Source organism: Klebsiella sp. HMSC16A12, assembly GCF_001808265.1.
GTDB classification, from domain to species: domain Bacteria; phylum Pseudomonadota; class Gammaproteobacteria; order Enterobacterales; family Enterobacteriaceae; genus Klebsiella; species Klebsiella pneumoniae.
In genome coordinates, this window is sequence record NZ_KV792561.1 from 172,659 (window position 1) to 194,323 (window position 21,665).

Sequence of the window (21,665 nt, forward strand, 5' to 3'; positions counted from 1 at the left end):
GAGGTGCTCTCCCAGCTGAGCTAATCACCCCCGCTGTGTGGAGTCGCATTATAGGGAGAGTTGAAAATGAGTCAACGCCTTTTCTAAAGAATTCGTTCGTTCGTCGTAAAATTAAACAAAGCGATCGCGAAACCGGCGCCATAGCATGATTTATAAACAAAAATGGCAAACCGTGACGTTCCGATGGGAACAACATTGAGGAATCAGCCCACGGTGTTAGAATATTGACCCATAATTTCCACCGGACATTGCCGGCTATCGGCATCTTTATTAAACGTAAGGCCAATTCATGAAAATCAAAACTCGCTTCGCGCCAAGCCCAACCGGCTATCTGCACGTTGGCGGTGCGCGTACTGCTCTCTATTCCTGGCTTTTTGCCCGTAACCACGGCGGTGAGTTTGTGCTGCGTATTGAAGACACCGATCTCGAACGCTCCACCCCGGAAGCAATTGAAGCCATCATGGATGGCATGAACTGGCTGAATCTGCAATGGGACGAAGGCCCCTATTTCCAGACCAAACGTTTCGATCGTTATAACAACGTAATCGATGAGATGCTGGAAGCCGGTACCGCTTACAAATGCTATTGCTCGAAAGAACGTCTGGAAGCGCTGCGCGAAGAGCAGATGGCGAAGGGTGAGAAGCCGCGTTACGATGGCCGCTGCCGCCATAGCCACGAGCACCATGCTGACGATGAGCCGTGCGTCGTGCGTTTCGCCAACCCGCAGGAAGGTTCGGTTATTTTTGACGATCAGATCCGCGGACCTATCGAGTTCAGCAACCAGGAACTGGACGATCTGATCATTCGCCGTACCGATGGTTCCCCGACCTATAACTTCTGCGTGGTGGTAGATGACTGGGATATGGCGATCACTCACGTGATCCGCGGCGAAGATCATATCAACAACACGCCGCGCCAGATCAACATCCTCAAAGCGCTGAATGCGCCGGTGCCTGTTTATGCGCACGTGTCGATGATCAACGGCGATGACGGTAAAAAACTTTCCAAGCGCCACGGCGCAGTGAGCGTGATGCAGTATCGCGACGACGGCTACCTGCCGGAAGCGCTACTCAACTATCTGGTGCGCCTGGGCTGGTCTCATGGCGATCAGGAGATTTTCACTCGCGAAGAGATGATTGAGTTCTTCTCGCTGGGCGCGGTGAGCAAATCCGCCAGTGCCTTTAACACCGATAAACTGCTGTGGTTAAACCATCACTATATCAATACCCTGCCGGCGGAGTATGTGGCAACGCATCTGCAGTGGCATATCGAGCAGGAAAATATCGACACTCGCAACGGCCCGCAGCTGGCTGAGCTGGTGAAACTGCTGGGCGAGCGTTGCAAGACGCTGAAAGAGATGGCCCAGAGCTGCCGCTACTTCTATGAAGAGTTCGCTGAATTCGATGCCGACGCCGCGAAAAAACATCTGCGTCCAGTGGCGCGTCAGCCGCTGGAAGTGGTTCGCGATAAGCTGGCGGCGATTAGCGACTGGACGGCGGAAAACGTCCATCACGCGATTCAGGCAACTGCTGATGAGCTGGAGGTGGGGATGGGTAAAGTCGGTATGCCGCTGCGCGTGGCGGTTACCGGGGCAGGGCAATCTCCTGCGCTAGACGTTACTGTCCATGCTATCGGTAAATCCCGTAGCGTAGATCGTATCAATAAAGCGCTGGCTTTTATCGCTGAACGCGAAGGCCAGGCGTCCTGACGGCGTCGCAGCTGAAACAACGGCAGGTTACCCTGCCGTTTTTTTTGTCTGTTATTCCGGACTGGCGATGCCGAGGCGGGCAAGAAAACCACTAATCCCTTCCCGGGCCAGCAGATCGCGGAGCTGCAGCTGTTCTGCCGGAGTCATCAGCTGTAGGGTTTCCGTGATTTGCCGCCAGATCGCGTCTGCCTCATTGACCAGGTATGCACCTGGCGATTCCGCGAGATGATTGTCGGTAAGCAGATGGCGTCTGGCAGGGATGTTGGTCAGAAACTCGCGTACCGGTTGGTCGATAACCACCAGTCGCGCTCGCCCCCCTTTAATGCCGGGTATTGCTTCGGTGCGCCATTGTTTCTCGCGAACCCAGCGATTGATCGTTTGTCTGGCCAGCCCCAGGCAGTCGGCAAGCTCTGCGGGCGTCATTTTATCTTTCAGTTTCATCATGGTTTACCGATCGCGGATCCCTAACCGAAGCAGTAACCCGGTGATCCCCTCGCGCAGCAACAAAGACATAAGCTGCTTCTGCTCGCTGGGGGTGAGTTCTTTACTGAGGGTCAGCAGCAGCGATTCCAGATCGCTATCATGGGGAGAATAGATGCCGGGCGTCTCCGCCACGCGCTGGGCGCTGCGGATAAACTCCCTGACTTGCTCATTGACATGGACCAGGCGCGCTTTGCCGCCCTGGACGCCAGGTCGCGGAGAGGTTTGCCAGCCTTCTTTCCGCACCCACTTATTGATAGTTTGCCGACTGTAGCCGGTTAGATGGGCAATTTCTTCAGGTGTCATTCGTTCCTTGAGCATACTATTTCCTGAGTAAATGTATGGGAATTAGCTGCCCATGTTATAGCATCCTTTTACGTGAAAAGGTGACCTGTTTAACTTCTGACTGCGATAAGGCTCGCAATGTCAGCAAGTTGCCTGCTTTTTCAGCGATTGAATCGGGAAGGATAATTTTGCCGTTGACACCTGAGCGAGGAATTCATATTATGCCGCCCGTCAACACGACACGCTTTACGTTACGGGGCTATAGCTCAGCTGGGAGAGCGCTTGCATGGCATGCAAGAGGTCAGCGGTTCGATCCCGCTTAGCTCCACCAAATTCTGCACCCAGCGGATTTGGTTCGTAAAGAAGTCCTGTGGGGCTATAGCTCAGCTGGGAGAGCGCTTGCATGGCATGCAAGAGGTCAGCGGTTCGATCCCGCTTAGCTCCACCAAAATTCAGAACCCTCGCTTCGGCGGGGGTTTTTGTTTTTAGCGGGTTTCATGTAAAGCACTTTCTGGTTACGTCAGTTAATCTCCAGCAATTAAAATCGAAAGTAATTTCAGACTTTTTCCTGATAATTCGCCTTGCCTGCCCTAAATAAGCAACATAACATTTCCCCCATTAAACGTGATGAGGTTTCTGGAGTTTTAATTAACAATAATGCTTGATAAAATTAACATTAATATCAAAAAAACTCTATTGGCCTTTATCATTTGTTTAGTCGCTATTCCGCTGGCTCGTTTTATTTCACCGCAAACGATAATTGACGGCAACCTTATTTATATTGCCTGGCTGCCAATCAGCGTGATGTTTTCTGTTATTTTTATCTTTGGCCGCTATGCAATTGCGCCATTAATTCTCGCGTTTGCCATCACCAATAGTTTTCTCATTAAATTAACGCTGCCGCAGGCGTTTATCTTACTTTTTTGTCAACTGTTCGCCGTGTTTGTCTCCTGCGCTATTCTGCGACTGTTGGTGGGGAAGCGCTGGCGCTGCGGTCCAACGGCAAAACATATGGGGGCGCGGATCTTCTGGGGCGGCTTCTTCGCGCCGGTGCTCCTGAAAATCACCATGTATCTCGCCGGACAATATTTTGCGTTTCCATTAGCTATTACCAGTTACTTTGGTAGTATGCCGTTGATTTATACTGTAATAGATATCCAAAGTTTAATCAGTGCGGCATTAATTTTTACGACGTTTCTTTATTATCCAATGCGGATGATTATCAGTCCGCGCTACGCCCGACGTTTCTGGCAGCAGGAATGTTTACCGTGGCTGGCACCGCAATATCGCTCCTTTACTCTATATTGGTTTATCGCGTTGGCGGTGATATTAACGCTATTGTGTGCGCCGTATCAGTCTGAATTTATTGCCGGTTATTTAGTTCCGGTTATTTTTATTGTCTACTTTATCGGTATCAGTCGAATAGGCCATGCGCTATTGCGTATTTCATGGTCTGTCTCGGCCTTTTTGCTGGTGGTATATAACAAAAACTTTCTCCAGGGGGTGCAAAGCGAGTATTCACTCTCCTTTGTGCTGTCGGTTCTGATCTCCTTTACTATCTGTTTGTTTTATATGGCCGACATCTATGCCCGCAGCGACCGCAACAAACGCCGCTGGCGTAGCCAGGCGGAAGAGGATCCGCTGACCGGCTTGCCTAACCTGCGCGCGTTGGAGAGCCATTTACAGAGCTGTCCTCAGCAGGCTATCTGCAGCCTGCGTATTGATAATCTCGACTTTCTCAGTCGGCATTATGGTCTGATGATGGGGGTGGACTGTAAACGGCAGATTATTCGGGCGCTGCAACCGCTGCTGGGAGCGGCGGATAAAGTCTTCCAGGTACCGGGCAGCGAACTGATCCTCGTGCTTGATGGACCGGAGCCGTCGTCCCGCTTGAACCATATGGTCGCGGTCCTCAACCACAAAAAGTTCAGCTGGCACAATCAGCCGCTGGATTTGGAGTTTGGCGCGGCCTGGGGCCGCGATGACGCCCAGGGTGAGGGACTTTACCAGATGCTGGGCCAGCTAAGCTGGCTTTCCGAACAGGCGGGCAGTGAACGTCGGGTGCTGGCGCTGGACGAGGAGCAGGATCTGGTAGTGGATCAAACTACCGAGCAGGTGCGCCTCCTAATGCGCGTCAAGCAAGTGCTCAAAGATCGCGCGCTGATGCTCTATGCGCAACCGATTCAGAATCCGGAGGGGGAGGGTTATCATGAGATCCTCACGCGCATGCGCTGTGGCGATAGCGTCATTATGCCCGACCGATTCATTCCGCTGATTGTGCAGTTTAACCTCAGCCAACGTTTTGACATGCTGGTGCTGGAGACCTTGTTCAGTATGCTCCATAAGCATCCCGGCCAGCGATTCTCGGTCAACCTGCTGCCTGCAACTCTGATGCAAAAGAACAGCGCAGGGCAGATTATCGCGCTGTTTCAACGCTATAGCGTCTCGCCAGAACTTATAACTATTGAGGTGACCGAAGAGCAGGCCTTCTCTAATGCGGACACCAGTCGGCAAAATCTTGAAGCGTTGCGCGCGTTTGGCTGCGCCATCGCTATTGATGACTTTGGCACCGGCTATGCGAACTATGAACGTCTGAAACATCTACAGGCCGATATCATTAAGATTGACGGCTGCTTCGTCCGCGACATCCTCACGGACCCGCTGGACGCCATCATGGTAAAATCGATTGTCGAGATGGCGCGGGCGAAACAGATGAGCGTGGTGGCGGAATATGTCGAAAGCGAACCGCAAAAAGCGCGCTTGCTGGAGCTGGGCGTGAATTATCTGCAGGGTTATCTGATCGGTAAACCACAGCCGCTGGGTGAATGACGGGCAAAAAAAAGCCGGGCATTGCCCGGCTCAGATGACTGACGTTTGTTACAGAACCAGCGCCGCAATCGAGGCGGACAACACGCTAACCAGCGTGGAGCCGTACACCAGCTTCAGACCGAAGCGAGAAACTACGTTGCCCTGTTCTTCGTTCAGACCTTTGATCGCCCCGGCAATAATACCGATAGATGAGAAGTTGGCGAAGGAGACCAGGAAGATAGAGATAATGCCTTCCGCGCGCGGGGAGAGCGTCGAGGCAATTTTCTGCAGATCCATCATGGCGACGAATTCATTGGAGACCAGTTTGGTAGCCATAATACTGCCCACCTGCAGCGCTTCGCTTGCCGGCACACCCATCACCCAGGCGACCGGGTAGAAGATATAGCCGAGGATACCCTGGAAGGAAATGCTATAGCCGAACCAACCGGTCACGGTGGCGAACAGGGCATTCAGCGCCGAGATCAGCGCGATGAAGCCGATCAACATCGCCGCCACGATAATCGCGACTTTAAAACCTGCCAGAATATACTCGCCCAGCATCTCGAAGAAGCTCTGACCTTCGTGCAGATTCGACATCTGCAGATTTTCTTCGCTCTCTTCCACGCGGTAAGGGTTAATTAATGACAGAACGATAAAGGTGCTGAACATGTTGAGCACCAGCGCCGCAACGACATACTTTGGCTGCAGCATGGTCATGTAAGCGCCTACGATGGACATGGACACGGTGGACATCGCCGTCGCCGCCATGGTGTACATGCGGTTGCGCGACATTTTGCCGAGAATATCTTTATACGCGATAAAGTTTTCCGACTGGCCGAGGATCAACGAGCTCACGGCGTTGAAGGACTCCAGCTTGCCCATGCCGTTAACTTTCGACAGGACGGTACCGATCGCGCGAATGACAATCGGCAGGATACGAATATGCTGCAAAATGCCGATCAAAGCCGAAATGAAGACGATAGGGCACAAAACCTTGAGGAAGAAGAAGGCCAGGCCTTTATCGTTCATGCCGCCGAACACGAAGTTTGTCCCTTCGTTGGCAAACCCGAGGAGTTTTTCAAACATCTCGGAAAATCCTTTCACAAAACCCAGACCAATATCGGAGTTGAGGAAGAACCAGGCCAGCAGGACTTCAATGACAAGCAGTTGAACAACATAACGAATACGGATCTTTTGGCGGTCATGGCTGACCAACAGGGCCAGTATAGCCACCACAACGATCGCGAGGACAAAATGCAAGACGCGGTCCATAGTTGCTCCAAATATGAGGCAGGTTAAATTTCCGTGCACATTCTATGCAACGGCTTTAAAGAAAACGAGATCAATTGCACACTATTGCAAGGAACTGTGACCAATGGCAAAAATAGTGATCCAACATCCACTTTTGTTATGTTACGTAAAGGTTTTAAAAGTTGCATTCTTGTACTACTCTTAATAGCGGGCTGGATCTCGTTTTCTGACGCCCGTATTTCATTTCCGGCCAGCTATTGTTCCCTTCTATCACAGCAATCATTATCTCCATTCTAAATGAACTTGATAATCATTCGCATTTTGATAGCATAAAACATAGCAAAGGCTATATTTCCAGAGGCAGAAGATGACTAGCAGTCGCGTTGAGAATAGCAGTAGTCGCGCCGCGCGCAAGGTGAAGCTCGCCTTAATGGGCCCGGCTTTCGTCGCTGCCATTGGCTATATCGATCCGGGTAATTTCGCCACTAACATTCAGGCCGGCGCCAGCTTTGGCTACCAGCTGCTGTGGGTCGTGGTGTGGGCTAACCTGATGGCGATGCTGATCCAGGTGCTTTCTGCCAAACTGGGCATTGCCACCGGCAAAAACCTGGCCGAGCAGATCCGCGACCATTACCCGCGTCCTGTTGTCTGGTTTTACTGGGTACAGGCGGAAATTATCGCTATGGCCACCGATCTGGCTGAATTTATCGGCGCCGCGATTGGCTTTAAGCTGGTGCTCGGCGTGTCGCTTCTGCAGGGGGCGGTGCTGACCGGGGTGGCGACTTTTCTGATCCTGATGCTGCAGCGGCGCGGACAAAAACCACTGGAGAAGGTGATCGGTGGATTGTTGCTGTTTGTCGCCGTGGCCTATGTCGTGGAGTTGATCTTTTCCCAGCCCGCGCTGGCTCCTCTGACGAAAGGGCTGGTGATCCCCACGCTGCCCAACGGGGAGGCGGTATTCCTGGCCGCCGGGGTACTGGGTGCGACAATCATGCCGCACGTCATTTACTTACACTCATCGCTGACTCAGCATCTGCATGGCGGAACGCGAAAAGAACGCTATAACGCGACCCGCTGGGATGTGGCGATCGCCATGACCATTGCCGGATTCGTCAATCTGGCGATGATGGCGACCGCTGCGGCGGCATTCCACTTTAATGGCCATACCGGCGTCGCCGATCTCGATCAGGCCTACATGACGCTGGAGCCGCTGCTGAGCCACGCGGCGGCGACCATCTTTGGCCTCAGCCTGATTGCCGCCGGTTTATCGTCGACCGTGGTGGGCACTCTGGCAGGTCAGGTCGTTATGCAGGGGTTTATCCGCTTTCATATTCCGCTGTGGTTTCGCCGGGCGATCACCATGCTGCCGTCGTTTGTCGTCATTCTGCTGGGGCTGGATCCTACGCGCATCCTGGTAATGAGTCAGGTGTTGCTCAGCTTTGGCATTGCGCTTGCCCTGGTGCCGCTGCTGATATTTACCAGCAATGCGAAGCTGATGGGGGACCTGGTGAATACCCGTTGGGTGAGAGGCATCGGCTGGGCGATAGTCGCTATTGTGGTGAGCCTGAACGGCTGGTTAATAGTGGGGTCGCTGCTCGGGGTGGATTAATTGATTCCTGATGCTGAATAAAGTAAAGGGGAGCCGATGGGCTCCCCTTTTCGTTTGTTAGTGATGGCCATGTCCATGACCGTGACCGCGCCCACCCGGGCCGCGTCCCCAGCCGCCGCGGTGGTCATCGCGGTCGTTCCAGCCAGCACGATAGCCGCGCTCCCAGGCTTTATCTCTGCCTTTGTACCAGCCTTTGTGCCAGCCGTTGTCATGACGATGCCAACGGTTATCACGCCATTCATAGTGACGACGCCAGTAATCACGGTCGCGCCAGCTGCCACCGTCCCAGTAGTTACCGTAATTGTCACGATCGCCTATTTGTAATTTTACCGACGGCAGCAGGGTGATTTCACCAGCGTTAGCGACCAGTGGCCCTGCGGCCAGCAGTACTGCTGCCAGAATCAGTGACCTGAACATACTCTTCTCCTTCACGATCGGGGCCGTAAGCGGCCTGTTAACCTGATATTACGGGCCGGTAAAGACCCACCGCATCGGACGAACTCCGAAAGCGCAGGAAAGAGCACTTTTTGCTAAAGTAACATTTGCTTTACAGCGCAAGGATGGCGTCGATGGCCGCGCACTCCTCGGTGGTGAAATGGCGATTCTGCAGCATGCCGACGGCATCATCCAGTTGCGCGGTTTTGCTGGCGCCGATCAGCACCGAGGTGACTTTCTCTTCGCGCAACACCCAGGCCAGCGCCATCTGCGACAGCTTCTGCCCACGCGCTTCCGCCTGCCTGTTAAGCTGACGAATTTTTTCTAATCGGGCTGGAGTCAGTTGCTCCGGCTGCAGAAAACGACTGCTGCTGGCGGCGCGCGAGTCGGCCGGAATGCCGTTGAGATAGCGGTCGGTAAGTTGCCCACCGGCCAGCGGTGAAAACGCTATGCTTCCAATCCCTTCCGTCTGCAGAAAATCCAGCAATCCTTCTTCCACGCCGCGTTCGAACATCGAGTAGCGAGGCTGGTGAATGATGCAGGGGGTGCCGAGGTCGTTAAGGATCTTCACCGCCTCCCGCGCCTGGGCCAGAGGATAGTTGGAGATCCCGACATATAGCGCTTTACCCTGACGAACCAGATGATCGAGCGCACGCATCGTTTCCATCAGCGGCGTCTGTGGATCAGGCCGGTGATGGTAAAAAATATCGACGTATTCCAGCCCCATGCGTTTAAGACTCTGGTTAAGACTGGCTACCAGATATTTTCGCGATCCCCAGTCGCCGTAAGGGCCGTCCCACATCGTGTAACCTGCTTTAGTGGAGATGATTAACTCATCGCGATAAGGCAGGAGCGACTCTTTCAGAATGCGGCCAAAGTTGCTTTCCGCCGAGCCCGGCGGCGGCCCATAGTTGTTGGCCAAATCGAAATGGGTTATACCGAGGTCAAAAGCGTGCAGGAGCATCTGCCGGCTGGTTTCCACTCGCGTTTCATCGCCAAAGTTATGCCACAGGCCAAGGGAAATGGCCGGTAGTTGCAGACCGCTGCGGCCGCAGCGACGGTACTCCATCGTTTGATATCGCGTGGTGCTTGCCTGGTAAACCATTCTTCCTCCGCCGACAAAACAGGTTGTGTATACGTTTACACTAAACAATGTTCTGCGTGGAGTACACTGCTTTTTCTGCGTAATTATTGCTTTACACTGCCATTATCACCTCCCATCTGGACAGGCGGATCGCTTATTCAATACTCAAATTACACCTGCACCAAAATGAGGATAATGGATATGCAACCGACCTACACTATTGGGGATTATCTGCTGGATCGCCTTGTCGACTGCGGTATTGACCGCTTGTTCGGCGTGCCGGGAGATTACAACTTACAGTTTCTCGATCGCGTCATCGCGCACAGCGCCTTGGGGTGGGTCGGCTGCGCCAACGAGCTGAATGCGGCATATGCCGCTGACGGCTATGCGCGCATCAAAGGGGCCGGTGCGCTGCTGACCACTTACGGCGTCGGCGAATTGAGCGCGCTGAACGGCATTGCGGGTAGCTATGCGGAACATATTCCGGTATTGCATATTGTCGGTGCGCCCTCTACCGGCGCCCAGCAGCGCGGCGAACTGCTGCACCATACCCTCGGCGATGGCGATTTTCGCCATTTCGCCCGCATGAGCGAGCAGATCACCTGTAGCCAGGCGCTGCTGACCGCCGGCAACGCCTGCCATGAAATCGACCGTGTGCTGCGCGATATGTTGACGCATCATCGCCCCGGCTATTTGATGCTGCCAGCCGATGTCGCCAGAGCGGCAGCGATTGCCCCAGCCCAGCGCTTGCTGGTGGAGCCCGCTCCGGCGGATGAAAACCAGCTTGCCGGGTTCTGCGAACATGCCAGCCGCCTGCTGCGGGGCAGCCGACGCATTTCCCTGCTGGCGGACTTCCTGGCGCAACGTTATGGCCTGCAGAAGACGCTCCGGGAGTGGGTGGCGAAAACGCCTGTCGCCCATGCGACGATGCTCATGGGCAAGGGATTGTTCGATGAGCAGCAGAGCGGGTTTGTCGGCACCTACAGCGGGATTGCCAGCGCGCCGCAGACCCGGGAGGCGATTGAAAACGCCGACACCATCATCTGCATTGGCACGCGCTTCACCGACACCATCACCGCAGGATTTACCCAACATCTGGCGCGGGAAAAGACTATTGAGATCCAGCCCTTCGCCGTCAGGGTGGGCGATCACTGGTTCAGCGGGGTGCCGATGGATAAGGCTTTGGCCGCGCTGATGACGCTTTCCGCCCCGCTGGCGGCGGAGTGGGCTACGCCTCAGGTCGTGGCGCCGGAGGCTGAGGAGGGCGCTGAAGGCGAGTTGACCCAGAAAAATTTCTGGGCGACGGTGCAGGGCGCCCTGCGTCCGGGGGATATTATTCTCGCCGATCAGGGGACGGCCGCCTTTGGCATTGCGGCGCTGAAGCTGCCCTCTGAAGCATCGCTGATCGTCCAGCCGCTGTGGGGCTCGATTGGTTTTACTCTCCCGGCCGCCTATGGCGCACAAACCGCGGCGGCGGAGCGGCGGGTGGTGCTAATTGTCGGCGATGGCGCGGCCCAACTGACCATTCAGGAGATGGGCTCCATGCTGCGTGATAAGCAAAAGCCGCTTATTCTGCTGCTGAATAACGAAGGGTATACCGTGGAACGGGCGATTCATGGTCCAGAGCAGCGCTACAATGACATCGCTCTGTGGGACTGGCAGCGGCTGCCGGAAGCCTTCGCCCCTGACGTTGCTTCGCGCTGCCGGCGGGTCACTCAGACGTCTGAACTGCGGGAGGCGATGACGGAGAGCATCACCTCGGATACCCTCACCCTGGTAGAAGTGATGCTGCCGAAAATGGATATCCCCGATTTCCTGCGCGCGGTGACGCAGGCCCTTGAGGAGCGAAACAGCCGCGTTTAATCGGTATGCCGTTTGGCAATCATCAACGGTCTCCCGGCCAGCAGCAGCCAGGCCGGGAGCATCACCATACACAACAGCGGCAGCAGAGTCGTATCCGGGACCACCACGGCGGCCATAAACAGGCTCAACCAGCCGTCGCGAGTGACGACCAGCACCATGCCGAGGATCGCGCAGGAAACGGTGATTGCCGCCGGCACTGCGTCAACATGAGCATGCAGCATCAGCCCCAGCGCTACCCCGACGAACACCGCCGGGAAAATTCGCCCGCCGCGAAAGCCGCTGGCTGAGGCAAGAACCAGGGCCGCCAGTTTGACCAGCGCGATAAGCAGAAAATCCGCGGCGGTTAGCGTCTGGCTGAAGGCCAGCTGCTGCATCTCATCCAGCCCTTTAAATAGCGTTAAGGGCCCGCCTATCGTCCCCACGATCCCCAGCAGCAGCCCGCCGATACCGAGGGTCAGGATTGGATTTTTCAACCGATGCATCAGGGCATGCAGTCGCGGCAGACACCAGACGGCCACCATGCCGACGGCGATAGCGATCAGGGCGACGATAATGCCGCTGAGAATATCAACGAAGCGCATCTGACCATAGTGCGGGAGGGGCAGTGAAAAATGGGGATGGAAAAACAGACCCGTCGTCAACGCGCCGGCGGCGGCGGCGAGGAGGGGAGCAAAGAGGCGATCCCACAGTGGCGTATCGTTGCTGCTATTGAGGGTTTGCGAAAAAATCAGCGCGGCGGCAACCGGGGTACCGAAGAGGGCGCCGATGGTGCCTGAGGCCGCGAGGATGGTCCAGTCCAGCGAGCTGACGCGCGGAAACAGTCGGGAGCCGACGGCGACAGCCAGCGCGATATTCACCACCATAATCGGATGCTCCGGGCCGAGGCTGACGCCGCCGGCGAGGCCGAGGATCAGCGCGGCCAGGAGTCCGGGCAGCGCGCCGGTGGCAATGGGAGCGCCGATTAACGACTCGGTCGCTGGATCCGGCCCGGCGTGCCCGGGGCTGTAACGAATGACCAGACCCACCGCGATCCCTGTCGCCGTCAGCATGGCGATGATCCACAGCGGGCTGTCGGCGCTCACCCCCAACTGCGCGGGCAGATTGCTCCACAGCACGCGCTGCAGCAGCGCGGCAACCTTCATCGCCACGATCAGGATCAGGCTGCAGGCGATACCTATCAGGATGGCCGGCACCGACAGGATCAGCATTGTTCTGGCGCGAGGATGGAGCATGGAAATGTCCTTGTAAAAGTGCTGGAGCACTACTTTGCCTTCGTCAGCGGAGACCGTCGATGCAAATGGTGCTGAAACGATAAAGTTAAGGTGACATCTGATATCCGGCGCGTCCTTTACAGGCTACCTTGCATAGATTACAAACTAAATGTGACCTGTGTCGCTAAACAAGGGGCGTCTGCGCGTTGGACGTTGTTGTTAAGCCGCCATGAATTTACAGTGTGCCAAAAGATTTATTTTGACTTTAGCGGAGCCGTAACGGAATGACAAAATTTGCTTTAGTAGGAGATGTCGGGGGGACCAACGCCCGCCTGGCGCTATGTGATCTGGCGAGTGGAGAGATCTCTCGCGCAAAGACCTATTCCGGGCTCGATTACCCCAGTCTGGAGGCAGTGGTGCGCGTCTATCTCGAGGAGCACCAGGTAACGGTCAACGAAGGTTGTATCGCCATCGCATGCCCGATTACCGGCGACTGGGTGGCGATGACCAACCATACCTGGGCTTTCTCTATCGCCGAAATGAAGCGCAACCTCGGCTTTGCCCATCTGGAGATAATTAACGATTTTACCGCTGTTTCAATGGCCATTCCGATGCTGAAAGCTGAGCACCTTATTCAGTTTGGCGGCAGTGCGCCGGTAGCGGGCAAACCGATCGCCGTTTATGGCGCCGGGACCGGGCTCGGCGTGGCGCATCTGGTCCACGTTGATAAGCGTTGGGTCAGCCTGCCGGGCGAAGGCGGTCATGTTGATTTTGCCCCGAACAGCGAAGAAGAAGGGATCATTCTGGAAGAGCTACGCGCCGAGCTGGGGCATGTTTCCGCAGAACGCGTGCTCTCAGGTCCCGGGCTGGTCAACCTGTATCGCGCGATTGTCAAATCGGACGGCCGACTGCCGGAGAACCTGCAGCCGCGTGAAGTGACCGAGCGAGCGCTGGCGGACAGCTGCACCGACTGTCGTCGGGCGCTGTCGCTGTTCTGCGTCATTATGGGACGCTTCGGCGGTAACCTGGCGCTGACCCTCGGGACGTTTGGCGGGGTGTATATCGCCGGCGGCATCGTGCCGCGCTTCCTGGAGTTCTTTAAAGCCTCTGGTTTCCGCGGCGGTTTTGAAGACAAAGGCCGTTTTAAAGCTTATGTTCAGGATATCCCGGTTTACCTGATTGTGCATGATAACCCAGGCCTGCTGGGCTCCGGCGCGCATCTGCGTCAGACGCTGGGCCAGGTGCTTTAAGCATTCTTCTCCCGGGCTACCGTCGTAGCCCGGATGGCGGCGCTTTCCGCTCTCTACAGATTCATCAGCTGGCGAAACTCTTTCACTTTACTGCGACTGACCGGAACCTGAAACTCCAGGTCACGCAGGCGCAGCACATAGGTGTTGTTGAACCACGGCTCAATTTCCCGAATTTTGCTGAGATTTACGCAATACGAGCGGTGGCAGCGGAAGAAATGCGCGGTGGGCAGTTTGCTGCAGAATTCAGTAATGTTCATCGGCATGACGAATGACTCCCGGCGGGTATAGACGAATGTCATCTTTTCATGCGCCTCGGCATAATAAATATCATGAATACTGGTGACGATGATCCGCTCATCTTTGATCAGATTGATGGTGTCGTTTTCCCGTGGCGCCGCGCTGGCTAATCCTGAAGCAGCGTTATTTTGCTGCTGCCAGGCGGTGGTCAGCTTTTGCAGCATATTGATGATGCGCGACTCCTGGTAGGGTTTCAGGATGTAGTCAAAGGCTTCCAGCTCAAAGGCTTCCACCGCATGTTCTTTCCACGCGGTGATAAAGACGATAAAAGGTTTATGGGCAAACTGGCTGATGTTTTGCGCCAGCAGAACCCCGTCGAGCGACGGAATATTGATATCGAGAAAAATGGCGTCGACCTTGTTGTGCTGGAGAAATTTCAGCACGTCCAGGCCGTCGTCAAAGCTGCCGACGATCTCCATCTGGCTATGGGTGTTAATAAGCCAGGAGAGCTCCTGCTGGGCCAGAAACTCATCCTCCACAATGATAACTTTCATCTTTTCTCCGCTCATGACAACAGCGACTCCGTCAGCGCCTGCGGCGTAGAGTTATTGGGGACATAAAAGGCAATTTCGGTTCCCGGCGTCAGATTGCGGATATGCAAACCCTCGCCGTAGAGAAGTTTCACCCGATGATGCACATTGAGCAGGCCGATTTTGTTACCCGGCATCTCATCGGCTTCCACGCGGGCGACCACGGCGGGATCGATACCGTTGCCCGTATCGCGAACGCTGATGCGTACCCGATTGCCGCACTCGTTAATGCCGATCGTCACCACGCCTTTGCCTTTACAGGGTTGAATACCGTGAACAATGGCATTTTCCACCAGCGGCTGGATAAGCAGGCTCGGGATCACGCAGCTGACGTCGTCGTCAATATCGTAGATGACCGTCAGCTTGTCGCCGAATCGCGCCTGTTCAATAGCGATATAATCTTTGATCTGATACAGCTCTCGTTTGATATCAATCTGCTCATCGTCTTTTAATTCGATGTTATAGCGCAGGTAGCGCGACAGATTAAAAATGAGCTGGCGCGCGGTGTCCGGATTAAGGCGAATCGAGGAGGAGATCGCGTTCAGCGCATTAAATAAAAAATGCGGGTTAATTTTGCTTTGCAGGGCGCGCAGCTCCGCTTTGTTGGCCATCTCCCGCAGCTGTTCGGCGCGGGAGACTTCCAGCTGGGTGGAGATTATTTGCGACAGGCCAATCGCCATCTCCTGCAGCGTCGAAGTGATGCGATGGGCGTGGCAGTAATAGATTTTTAGCGTGCCGGTCACCACCCCTTTTTCCCACAGCGGGATCACCATCAAGGAGTGGATCTCCGGGGTGCGGTGGGCTTCGTCATTGTTTTTTATGATGATTTTCCCATAACGAATCGCCTGCCGGGTGGTGGGGCTAATCATATCGTCGTGGCGTTGATAGTTGGCTTCACCGACGCCCACGTAGGCCAGCACGTGCTCGGTATTGGTGATCGCCACCGCGTCGGCGGTAATGTCGCGGCGGATAATCTCGCAAACCTGGCGCAGAGAATCGCTGTTAACGTGTCGAAACAGCGGCAGGGTTTTGTTGGCGATATCGAGCGCCAGTTTCGCCTGCCGCGCCGCGCTGGCCTCCTTTTCCCCTTCAACGCTCTGCACCAGCAGCACGATAAAGCCGATGCAGACGCTGCCGAGGATCATCGGGATACCAATTTTCGAAACAATATCTACGCCGAGACTCAGGGAAGGCGCCCAGACCACTACCAGGATCATGGTCAGAGTTTCACACATCATCCCCGCCAGAATGCCGATTTTCCACCGTTGTTCGCGGGCCACTTTACGATTAATCAACCCCGACAGCAGGCCGGCGACAATGCTGGTGATAAAGCAGGGCACTGCGGTCACGCCGTCGATATCAATCAAATAGCGGTGCACGCCGGCAATCGCCCCGACAATCGCGCCCACCCAGGGACCAAACAGGATCCCACCGGACATCACGGCGATAATGCGGACGTTCACCAGGGACCCCTCAACCGGGACGCCGGACCAGGTACTAAATAGCGCGAACAGCGAGAAAATGGCTGTCACCGCCAGCAGCTCTTTCGGAGTATGGGCCGACTTATGCAACAGTTCACGGAACAGGCGCAGGCGAATAAGGAAAAAGAGGCAAATAAGCATCAGGGCCGCACGATCATAGACCGCCAGCATCATAGTAAAGATTTCGTGCATGGGTGCGCCGCGTCAGTGGCCAGAAAGGGACATGATAAAAAACCTGACGGCAGAAGACCAGCCGTGGAACCATAAAGCGGAAAAGTCGCACTTTTTAAAGGGGATTAATTAAAAAGCATCGCGATAGCGGCGGTCTTCGCCATTAACGATAATATTCTGTGTTAAGAAAGATATCAGTGTGTTACCACTTTTATACAACCCGGGATTATTCCGCCAATGAACTGCCGCATTTAGCGCAGTCGATACCCGTTTTATATGCCAGGGAATATTTTTTAACGGGCCTCTCGACAACATGAATTTTTTCAGGTTATTTTCTAAACGAGCCGCAACAGCGGCAGCGTCGCTCGGACGGTCCGGGCGCTAACGTTAATTAGAGGAACCTATGGCTGAATCCAGTCCTGAACGCCGTTTTACGCGTATCGATCGTCTCCCTCCGTACGTTTTTAACATTACTGCTGAACTGAAAATGGCTGCGCGTCGGCGCGGCGAAGATATTATCGATTTCAGTATGGGTAATCCCGATGGCGCGACGCCGCCGCATATCGTGGAAAAACTTTGCACCGTTGCTCAACGGCCTGACACCCATGGTTACTCTACCTCGCGGGGGATCCCGCGCCTGCGTCGCGCCATTTCACGCTGGTATGAAGAACGCTATAACGTCGATATCGATCCGGAATCGGAAGCGATCGTCACCATTGGTTCGAAAGAGGGGCTGGCGCACCTGATGCTGGCGACGCTGGATCATGGCGACACCGTACTGGTGCCGAACCCCAGCTATCCGATTCATATCTATGGTGCGGTAATCGCCGGGGCGCAGGTGCGCTCAGTGCCGCTGGTGGAAGGGGTGGATTTCTTTAACGAGCTGGAACGCGCCATCCGCGAGAGCTATCCGAAGCCGAAGATGATGATCCTTGGCTTTCCCTCAAATCCAACCGCGCAGTGCGTCGAACTGGATTTCTTTGAAAAGGTTGTCGCTCTGGCGAAGCAGTATGACATTCTGGTCGTCCACGATCTGGCCTATGCCGATATCGTGTATGACGGCTGGAAAGCGCCCTCCATCATGCAGGTGCCCGGCGCGCGAGATGTCGCCGTCGAGTTCTTTACCCTGTCGAAAAGCTATAACATGGCCGGCTGGCGCATTGGCTTTATGGTGGGTAATAAGACTTTGGTGAATGCCCTCGCTCGTATCAAAAGCTATCATGACTACGGGACTTTTACTCCGCTGCAGGTGGCGGCGATAGCTGCGCTGGAGGGCGATCAGCAGTGCGTGCGCGATATTGCCGAACAGTATAAGCGCCGTCGCGATGTGCTGGTCAAAGGGCTTCATGAGGCCGGCTGGATGGTGGAGTGTCCGAAAGCGTCTATGTACGTGTGGGCGAAAATACCGGAACCTTACGCCGCCATGGGGTCGCTGGAGTTTGCGAAAAAGCTGCTTAATGAAGCGAAGGTTTGCGTCTCGCCGGGGATTGGCTTTGGCGACTATGGTGATACCCACGTCCGCTTCGCGCTGATCGAGAACCGGGACCGTACGCGCCAGGCGATCCGCGGTATCAAGGCGATGTTCCGCGCGGATGGTCTGCTGGCCTCCGCGAGCTAGCGCTGCGGGCAGCACGGCAAAATAAAAACGGGAGCATGAAGGCTCCCGTTTTTTTTGACACCGCTGCAGTCTAGATCATCAGGGCAAAAGTACCGGCCCAAACGATGACCATAAAAGAGAGGCCCATAAAGAAGTATTTCACGACTCATCACTCCACGCGCTTGTGCGACGTTCAAATGAATTAATTGTTCTGTTTTTCAAGGGCTGTCGCCAGTGTAACTTCACCCTGCAGCAGCCCGTAATTCTGTGCGTTTAGTGCTCCAGATGGCGCTAATGTACGCCTAAAAAATCAGGGAAACAAGAGGCATTTTTTTATTAATTTTTAGTTACTTACGAGTGTCGTGATTCGGCGACACATTAATTTCACAGGGTAATAAATTTAGCGCCAGCGACGCGAAGGAAACGGGTTTTAGCGATGGGGCGGGCGGAGAAGGCCAACGAGAGCGCGCGGCATTATCTTTGCCACGCGCCGCCGTCGGTTCAGGGCAGGTCTGAGGCGCGCTGTCGCCACTCGGCCGGGTAGTGTGCCGGGATAAAGCGCAGCGTCAGCGCCATGAGTAGCAGGACGCAGATCGCATGCCAGGACCAGTCAAGCGTGTAGTTCCCGCTCAGGCTACGCAGCAGGCCGGAAAGCCAGGGCGACAGACCGGCGATGATAAATCCGATCCCCTGCATAAAGGCTACCAGCCTGCCGGCCACCGCCGGTTGTCCGGCGTGATCCAGCGCCAGCACCAGGCACAGAGGAAACGCCCCGCCCAATCCCACGCCGCAGGCAATGGCCCAGAGCGCAGAGAAATGCTCTGGCAGCCAGATAAAGCCGCAGAAGCCAATCAGCTGTAGCGCCAGCGCTAGCAGAAGAAGCTGGCGCCGATCCTCCTGGCGAGCCAGCGCCGGGAGCAGCAGCGCGCCGGCGGTTTGCCCGACGGTCAGCAGCGCCAGCAGCGAACCGCTGTACTGGGCGCTGTCGCCTAGCTGGATGTAGTAAGGAGGCAGCCAGGCGATCAGGCTGGCGTAACCGGCATTGATCAGTCCGAAATAGAGTCCCAGCGTCCAGGCGCGGCGCTGGCCAATAATCGCGACCCGGGGGGAAGCGCTGGTCTGATGCGGTGCGCGAGGCAAATGCCGACAAATCGCCAGCCAGCTGAGCAGAGCCAGGAGCGCAGGGAGCGCCCACCAGGCTAGCGCATCATGCCAGGCCGCGCTATGTGACGCCAGCCATGGGGTGAACGCGGCGCCTAACCCGCCGCCGCCCATCAGCGCCGCTGACCATAGTCCCATCACCAGCGGCGTCCGTCGGGGAAAGAGGTGCTTAATTACCGCCGGGATGGCGGCCTGAATAATGCCGATGCCAATTCCTCCGGCCAGAGCGCTGGTGAGCAGTAAGCCACTATTCGGGGCGATTTCCCGCAGCAGGGCGCCTGCCGCGATAATCAGCAGGCTCAGCGCAATACTGCGCTTTTGACCGATATAGCGATCGACCCAGCCAGCGGCCAGCGCCAGCACCCCCATCGCGATCACCGGCAGCGCGGTCAGGAGTGCGGCCAGGGTATAGCTCATGCCGCTGGCTGCGCGGATGTCCGGCAGCAAAGGACCAATGGAGGTAAGCAGCGGCCGCATATTGATCCCAGTCAGTACCAGGACTGCCAGCGTCAGGTTCTGTCGCAGCGCTGGTGTCATGACTGCCGTTCCGCCCAGCGCTGATAAAGTTCAGTTCCCTCCGGCTGCGGGCGATGATGGATCGGCAGCGTTTGCTGGGCCAGCGGCTGCTGCAGCTGCTGATAAATCGCGGCGGTCGAGAGCTGAAAAGGCTCCCCGTCCTGATTGCTATTGGCGAAAAACACTTCCCGCACGCCGGTTAAATAGAGCGCGCTCAGGCACATAGGGCAAGGTTGTCCGCTGGCATAGATGACGCATTCGCGCAACACCGCGCTTCCCAGTCTGGCGGCAAGATCGCGAACGGCGTTCAGTTCGGCATGCGCCGTTGGGTCACCGCTCAGATGAAAGGTATTGACGCTTTCAGCGACAATCTCATCATTCCGCACCAGCACGGCGCCGAAGGGGCGCCCACCGTCAGCAATGTTTTGTTTTGCCAGCACTAATGCGCGCTGAAGATAACGATCGTGAGCGGACATAGTCACTCCTGTATAAAACGATGTTAAAGGTGAAATATGTTGAGGGTCGTGCGAAGAGGGTACGTCTCTTGTTTCATAAGTTAAAAGACTTATTTATGATAATGCCTATTGGAATTTCTTATAGGTGGGCCGATGCTTCTGCGCCAACTTTCCTACTTTATCGCTGTGGCTGAACATTGTGGCTTTTCCCGCGCCGCCGCGGCGCTGCATGTCTCCCAGCCTGCGCTGTCACAGCAGATACGCCAGCTGGAAGCGATGCTGGAGGTTCAGCTTTTCGACCGCTCTGGCCGACGTATTCGCCTGACCGATGCTGGAGAGATCTGGCTGGAGTATGCCCGTCGCGCGTTACGCGAGCTTGAGGAAGGTCGGCGCGCCTTGCATGACGCAGAAGATCTCCAGCACGGTAAACTCCGCATTGCTATGACGCCAACTTTCACTACCTATATGCTGGGCCCGCTGATGGAGGCGTACTACCGACGCTATCCTGGAGTAAAAGTGCTTATCCAGGAGATGAACCAGGAGCGGATGGAGGCGATGCTGCTGGAGGATGAACTGGATGTGGGGATTGCCTTTGACGACAGCCGGTCACAGGAAATTGTGGTTCAGCCGCTGCTGACGGAAACGCTTGCTCTGGTGGTGAGCCGTGCGCATCCGCTGGCAGGAGAGCGCGACTTGCAACTGCTGGCTCTCGACGCCCAGCCGCTAATTTTACTGAGCAGCGAGTTTGCTACCCGCGAGCAGATTGATCGTTATTGCCGCCTTCATCGGCTCGAACCAGACGTGCGGATGGAGGCCAACTCCATCGGGGCCGTTCTGTCGGTTATTCGAAGCACAACGTTAGCAACGCTGCTGCCGGCGGCGATCGCCGGACAGTTTGATGATGTGGTGGCGATTGAGCTAAGACCTGCGCTGCTGCAGCGCACGGCCTGTTTATTGCAGCGGCAGGGCGCCTGGCAGAGCGCCGCAGCGCGCGAATTCATCACCCTGGCCCGAGAGAACGCGATAACGATTGAGCAGGAAAGCCGCCAGTCCCTTGCCTGAAGGACTACGTTACTCGCCGGCGAACTGCGACTCACGGCTGGCTTCGCTGCCGATATCGCCTTCATCGGGCTGGGCATTCTCTATAAGCATGCCTTCTTCCTTAAGCCTTTCCAGCACGTGATGAAAGAGCTGAGTCTTGTCTGGCTCAGCCATACTCTGCAACTTCTCATTAAATACAGTATGGGACTGAACAAGATAATGGATAAATTCCAGCAATACCTCACTTTGCGGCAGGACGGTTAATTCCTGCTGGATGTAACGGGTTTGATCCAGTAGCGGATTTTTCGTCACGTCCATAGGCCGGGCGCTAATACTGTGGGCGTATATTTTCTCAATGGCCTGGCTGGTGATATAGATGCGGTTCAATGATATCGAGGGGCGGGTAATGACTCCAACTTACTGATAGTGTTT

The 21,665-nt window shown here is 55.5% G+C and carries 20 protein-coding genes, 3 tRNA genes and 1 pseudogene (1 of these 24 only partly in view); 10 read left to right on the top strand and 14 right to left on the bottom strand.

The genetic code is table 11. The annotated features are described in order from the left end of the window. A tRNA-OTHER gene (locus HMPREF3140_RS07245) sits at positions 1 to 30 on the bottom strand; it reaches 50 nt to the left of the window's first position. A gap of 259 nt (positions 31 to 289) precedes the next feature. Here HMPREF3140_RS07245 and gltX point away from each other — a divergent pair. Continuing rightward, entirely contained in the window at positions 290 to 1,708 is a 1,419-nt protein-coding gene (gene gltX, locus HMPREF3140_RS07250; RefSeq protein WP_004145598.1) for a glutamate--tRNA ligase, read from the top strand. A gap of 51 nt (positions 1,709 to 1,759) precedes the next feature. Here the strand turns inward: gltX and HMPREF3140_RS07255 are convergent, their stop codons facing one another. Then, entirely contained in the window at positions 1,760 to 2,152 is a 393-nt protein-coding gene (locus HMPREF3140_RS07255; RefSeq protein ID WP_032412099.1) for a MerR family transcriptional regulator, read from the bottom strand. A gap of 3 nt (positions 2,153 to 2,155) precedes the next feature. Continuing rightward, on the bottom strand, positions 2,156 to 2,509 hold the full coding sequence (locus HMPREF3140_RS07260; RefSeq protein WP_002913434.1) for a MerR family transcriptional regulator: 354 nt from the start codon (positions 2,507 to 2,509) through the stop codon (positions 2,156 to 2,158). A 219-nt stretch (positions 2,510 to 2,728) separates the two neighbouring features. On the opposite strand from HMPREF3140_RS07260, the gene HMPREF3140_RS07265 reads away from it, so the two are divergent. From HMPREF3140_RS07265 to HMPREF3140_RS07275, 3 genes are all read left to right on the top strand, one after another. Then, a tRNA-Ala gene (locus HMPREF3140_RS07265) sits at positions 2,729 to 2,804 on the top strand. Positions 2,805 to 2,845: 41 nt separating this feature from the next. Then, positions 2,846 to 2,921, top strand: a tRNA-Ala gene (locus tag HMPREF3140_RS07270). A 209-nt stretch (positions 2,922 to 3,130) separates the two neighbouring features. Beyond that, positions 3,131 to 5,302, top strand: a complete 2,172-nt coding sequence (locus HMPREF3140_RS07275) for an EAL domain-containing protein (protein WP_032412097.1) — start codon at positions 3,131 to 3,133, stop codon at positions 5,300 to 5,302. 48 nt (positions 5,303 to 5,350) lie between these two features. Here HMPREF3140_RS07275 and nupC read toward each other — a convergent pair whose 3' ends face one another. Next, complete coding sequence (nupC, locus tag HMPREF3140_RS07280) at positions 5,351 to 6,553, bottom strand: nucleoside permease NupC (RefSeq protein ID WP_002913423.1); 1,203 nt, start codon at positions 6,551 to 6,553, stop codon at positions 5,351 to 5,353. A gap of 346 nt (positions 6,554 to 6,899) precedes the next feature. Between nupC and HMPREF3140_RS07285 the strand changes: the two genes are divergently transcribed. Further along, positions 6,900 to 8,141, top strand: coding sequence for an Nramp family divalent metal transporter (locus HMPREF3140_RS07285; RefSeq protein ID WP_002913421.1), 1,242 nt, complete (start codon positions 6,900 to 6,902; stop codon positions 8,139 to 8,141). 57 nt (positions 8,142 to 8,198) lie between these two features. Here HMPREF3140_RS07285 and HMPREF3140_RS07290 read toward each other — a convergent pair whose 3' ends face one another. Both HMPREF3140_RS07290 and mgrA read right to left on the bottom strand, forming a co-directional pair. Continuing rightward, complete coding sequence (locus HMPREF3140_RS07290) at positions 8,199 to 8,558, bottom strand: DUF2502 domain-containing protein (RefSeq protein ID WP_002913419.1); 360 nt, start codon at positions 8,556 to 8,558, stop codon at positions 8,199 to 8,201. A 130-nt stretch (positions 8,559 to 8,688) separates the two neighbouring features. Next, positions 8,689 to 9,681 carry an L-glyceraldehyde 3-phosphate reductase gene (gene mgrA, locus HMPREF3140_RS07295; RefSeq protein ID WP_004174934.1) on the bottom strand — a complete coding sequence of 331 codons (993 nt, stop codon included), beginning with the start codon at positions 9,679 to 9,681 and terminating at the stop codon, positions 8,689 to 8,691. A 180-nt stretch (positions 9,682 to 9,861) separates the two neighbouring features. Here mgrA and HMPREF3140_RS07300 point away from each other — a divergent pair, with 180 nt between their 5' ends. Then, entirely contained in the window at positions 9,862 to 11,523 is a 1,662-nt protein-coding gene (locus HMPREF3140_RS07300; protein ID WP_004159719.1) for an alpha-keto acid decarboxylase family protein, read from the top strand. Here the strand turns inward: HMPREF3140_RS07300 and HMPREF3140_RS07305 are convergent. After that, the gene (locus tag HMPREF3140_RS07305; RefSeq protein ID WP_023316074.1) at positions 11,520 to 12,755 is read right to left on the bottom strand and encodes an ion channel protein; all 1,236 of its coding nucleotides are present in this window, start codon (positions 12,753 to 12,755) and stop codon (positions 11,520 to 11,522) included. The two genes, HMPREF3140_RS07300 and HMPREF3140_RS07305, sit on opposite strands and share 4 nt — an antisense overlap. A gap of 263 nt (positions 12,756 to 13,018) precedes the next feature. Here HMPREF3140_RS07305 and glk point away from each other — a divergent pair, with 263 nt between their 5' ends. Beyond that, positions 13,019 to 13,984 (top strand): glucokinase, encoded by a 966-nt coding sequence (gene glk, locus HMPREF3140_RS07310; RefSeq protein ID WP_002913377.1) that lies wholly within the window; start codon positions 13,019 to 13,021, stop codon positions 13,982 to 13,984. Between the two features lie 53 nt (positions 13,985 to 14,037). Here the strand turns inward: glk and HMPREF3140_RS07315 are convergent, their stop codons facing one another. Next, entirely contained in the window at positions 14,038 to 14,775 is a 738-nt protein-coding gene (locus HMPREF3140_RS07315) for a LytR/AlgR family response regulator transcription factor (RefSeq protein ID WP_002913374.1), read from the bottom strand. Positions 14,776 to 14,786: 11 nt separating this feature from the next. Next, positions 14,787 to 16,484: a sensor histidine kinase gene (locus HMPREF3140_RS07320; RefSeq protein WP_004149230.1), complete on the bottom strand. Its 1,698-nt coding sequence runs from the start codon at positions 16,482 to 16,484 to the stop codon at positions 14,787 to 14,789. On the opposite strand from HMPREF3140_RS07320, the gene HMPREF3140_RS28670 reads away from it, so the two are divergent. Then, positions 16,483 to 16,596, top strand: a complete 114-nt coding sequence (locus HMPREF3140_RS28670) for a hypothetical protein (protein ID WP_004153200.1) — start codon at positions 16,483 to 16,485, stop codon at positions 16,594 to 16,596. The two genes, HMPREF3140_RS07320 and HMPREF3140_RS28670, sit on opposite strands and share 2 nt — an antisense overlap. Here the strand turns inward: HMPREF3140_RS28670 and HMPREF3140_RS07330 are convergent. After that, positions 16,593 to 16,778 (bottom strand): phytanoyl-CoA dioxygenase, encoded by a 186-nt coding sequence (locus HMPREF3140_RS07330; protein WP_004188912.1) that lies wholly within the window; start codon positions 16,776 to 16,778, stop codon positions 16,593 to 16,595. The two genes, HMPREF3140_RS28670 and HMPREF3140_RS07330, sit on opposite strands and share 4 nt — an antisense overlap. A gap of 88 nt (positions 16,779 to 16,866) precedes the next feature. On the opposite strand from HMPREF3140_RS07330, the gene alaC reads away from it, so the two are divergent. Continuing rightward, positions 16,867 to 18,081, top strand: coding sequence for an alanine transaminase (alaC, locus tag HMPREF3140_RS07335; protein WP_002913372.1), 1,215 nt, complete (start codon positions 16,867 to 16,869; stop codon positions 18,079 to 18,081). 70 nt (positions 18,082 to 18,151) lie between these two features. Here the strand turns inward: alaC and ypdK are convergent, their stop codons facing one another. From ypdK to HMPREF3140_RS07345, 3 genes are all read right to left on the bottom strand, one after another. Further along, positions 18,152 to 18,223, bottom strand: a complete 72-nt coding sequence (gene ypdK, locus HMPREF3140_RS28250; RefSeq protein WP_099119320.1) for a membrane protein YpdK — start codon at positions 18,221 to 18,223, stop codon at positions 18,152 to 18,154. 338 nt (positions 18,224 to 18,561) lie between these two features. Next, positions 18,562 to 19,758 carry a cyanate transporter gene (locus HMPREF3140_RS07340; RefSeq protein WP_004174937.1) on the bottom strand — a complete coding sequence of 399 codons (1,197 nt, stop codon included), beginning with the start codon at positions 19,756 to 19,758 and terminating at the stop codon, positions 18,562 to 18,564. Then, complete coding sequence (locus HMPREF3140_RS07345) at positions 19,755 to 20,213, bottom strand: nucleoside deaminase (protein WP_009486224.1); 459 nt, start codon at positions 20,211 to 20,213, stop codon at positions 19,755 to 19,757. Before HMPREF3140_RS07345 ends, HMPREF3140_RS07340 begins: the two co-directional genes overlap by 4 nt. 132 nt (positions 20,214 to 20,345) lie before the next feature. Between HMPREF3140_RS07345 and cynR the strand changes: the two genes are divergently transcribed. Next, positions 20,346 to 21,254: a transcriptional regulator CynR gene (gene cynR, locus HMPREF3140_RS07350; protein ID WP_009486225.1), complete on the top strand. Its 909-nt coding sequence runs from the start codon at positions 20,346 to 20,348 to the stop codon at positions 21,252 to 21,254. Between the two features lie 9 nt (positions 21,255 to 21,263). Here cynR and HMPREF3140_RS07355 read toward each other — a convergent pair. Beyond that, a pseudogene (locus tag HMPREF3140_RS07355) lies at positions 21,264 to 21,635 on the bottom strand (hypothetical protein); the annotation flags it as partial. Positions 21,636 to 21,665 lie beyond the last annotated feature (30 nt).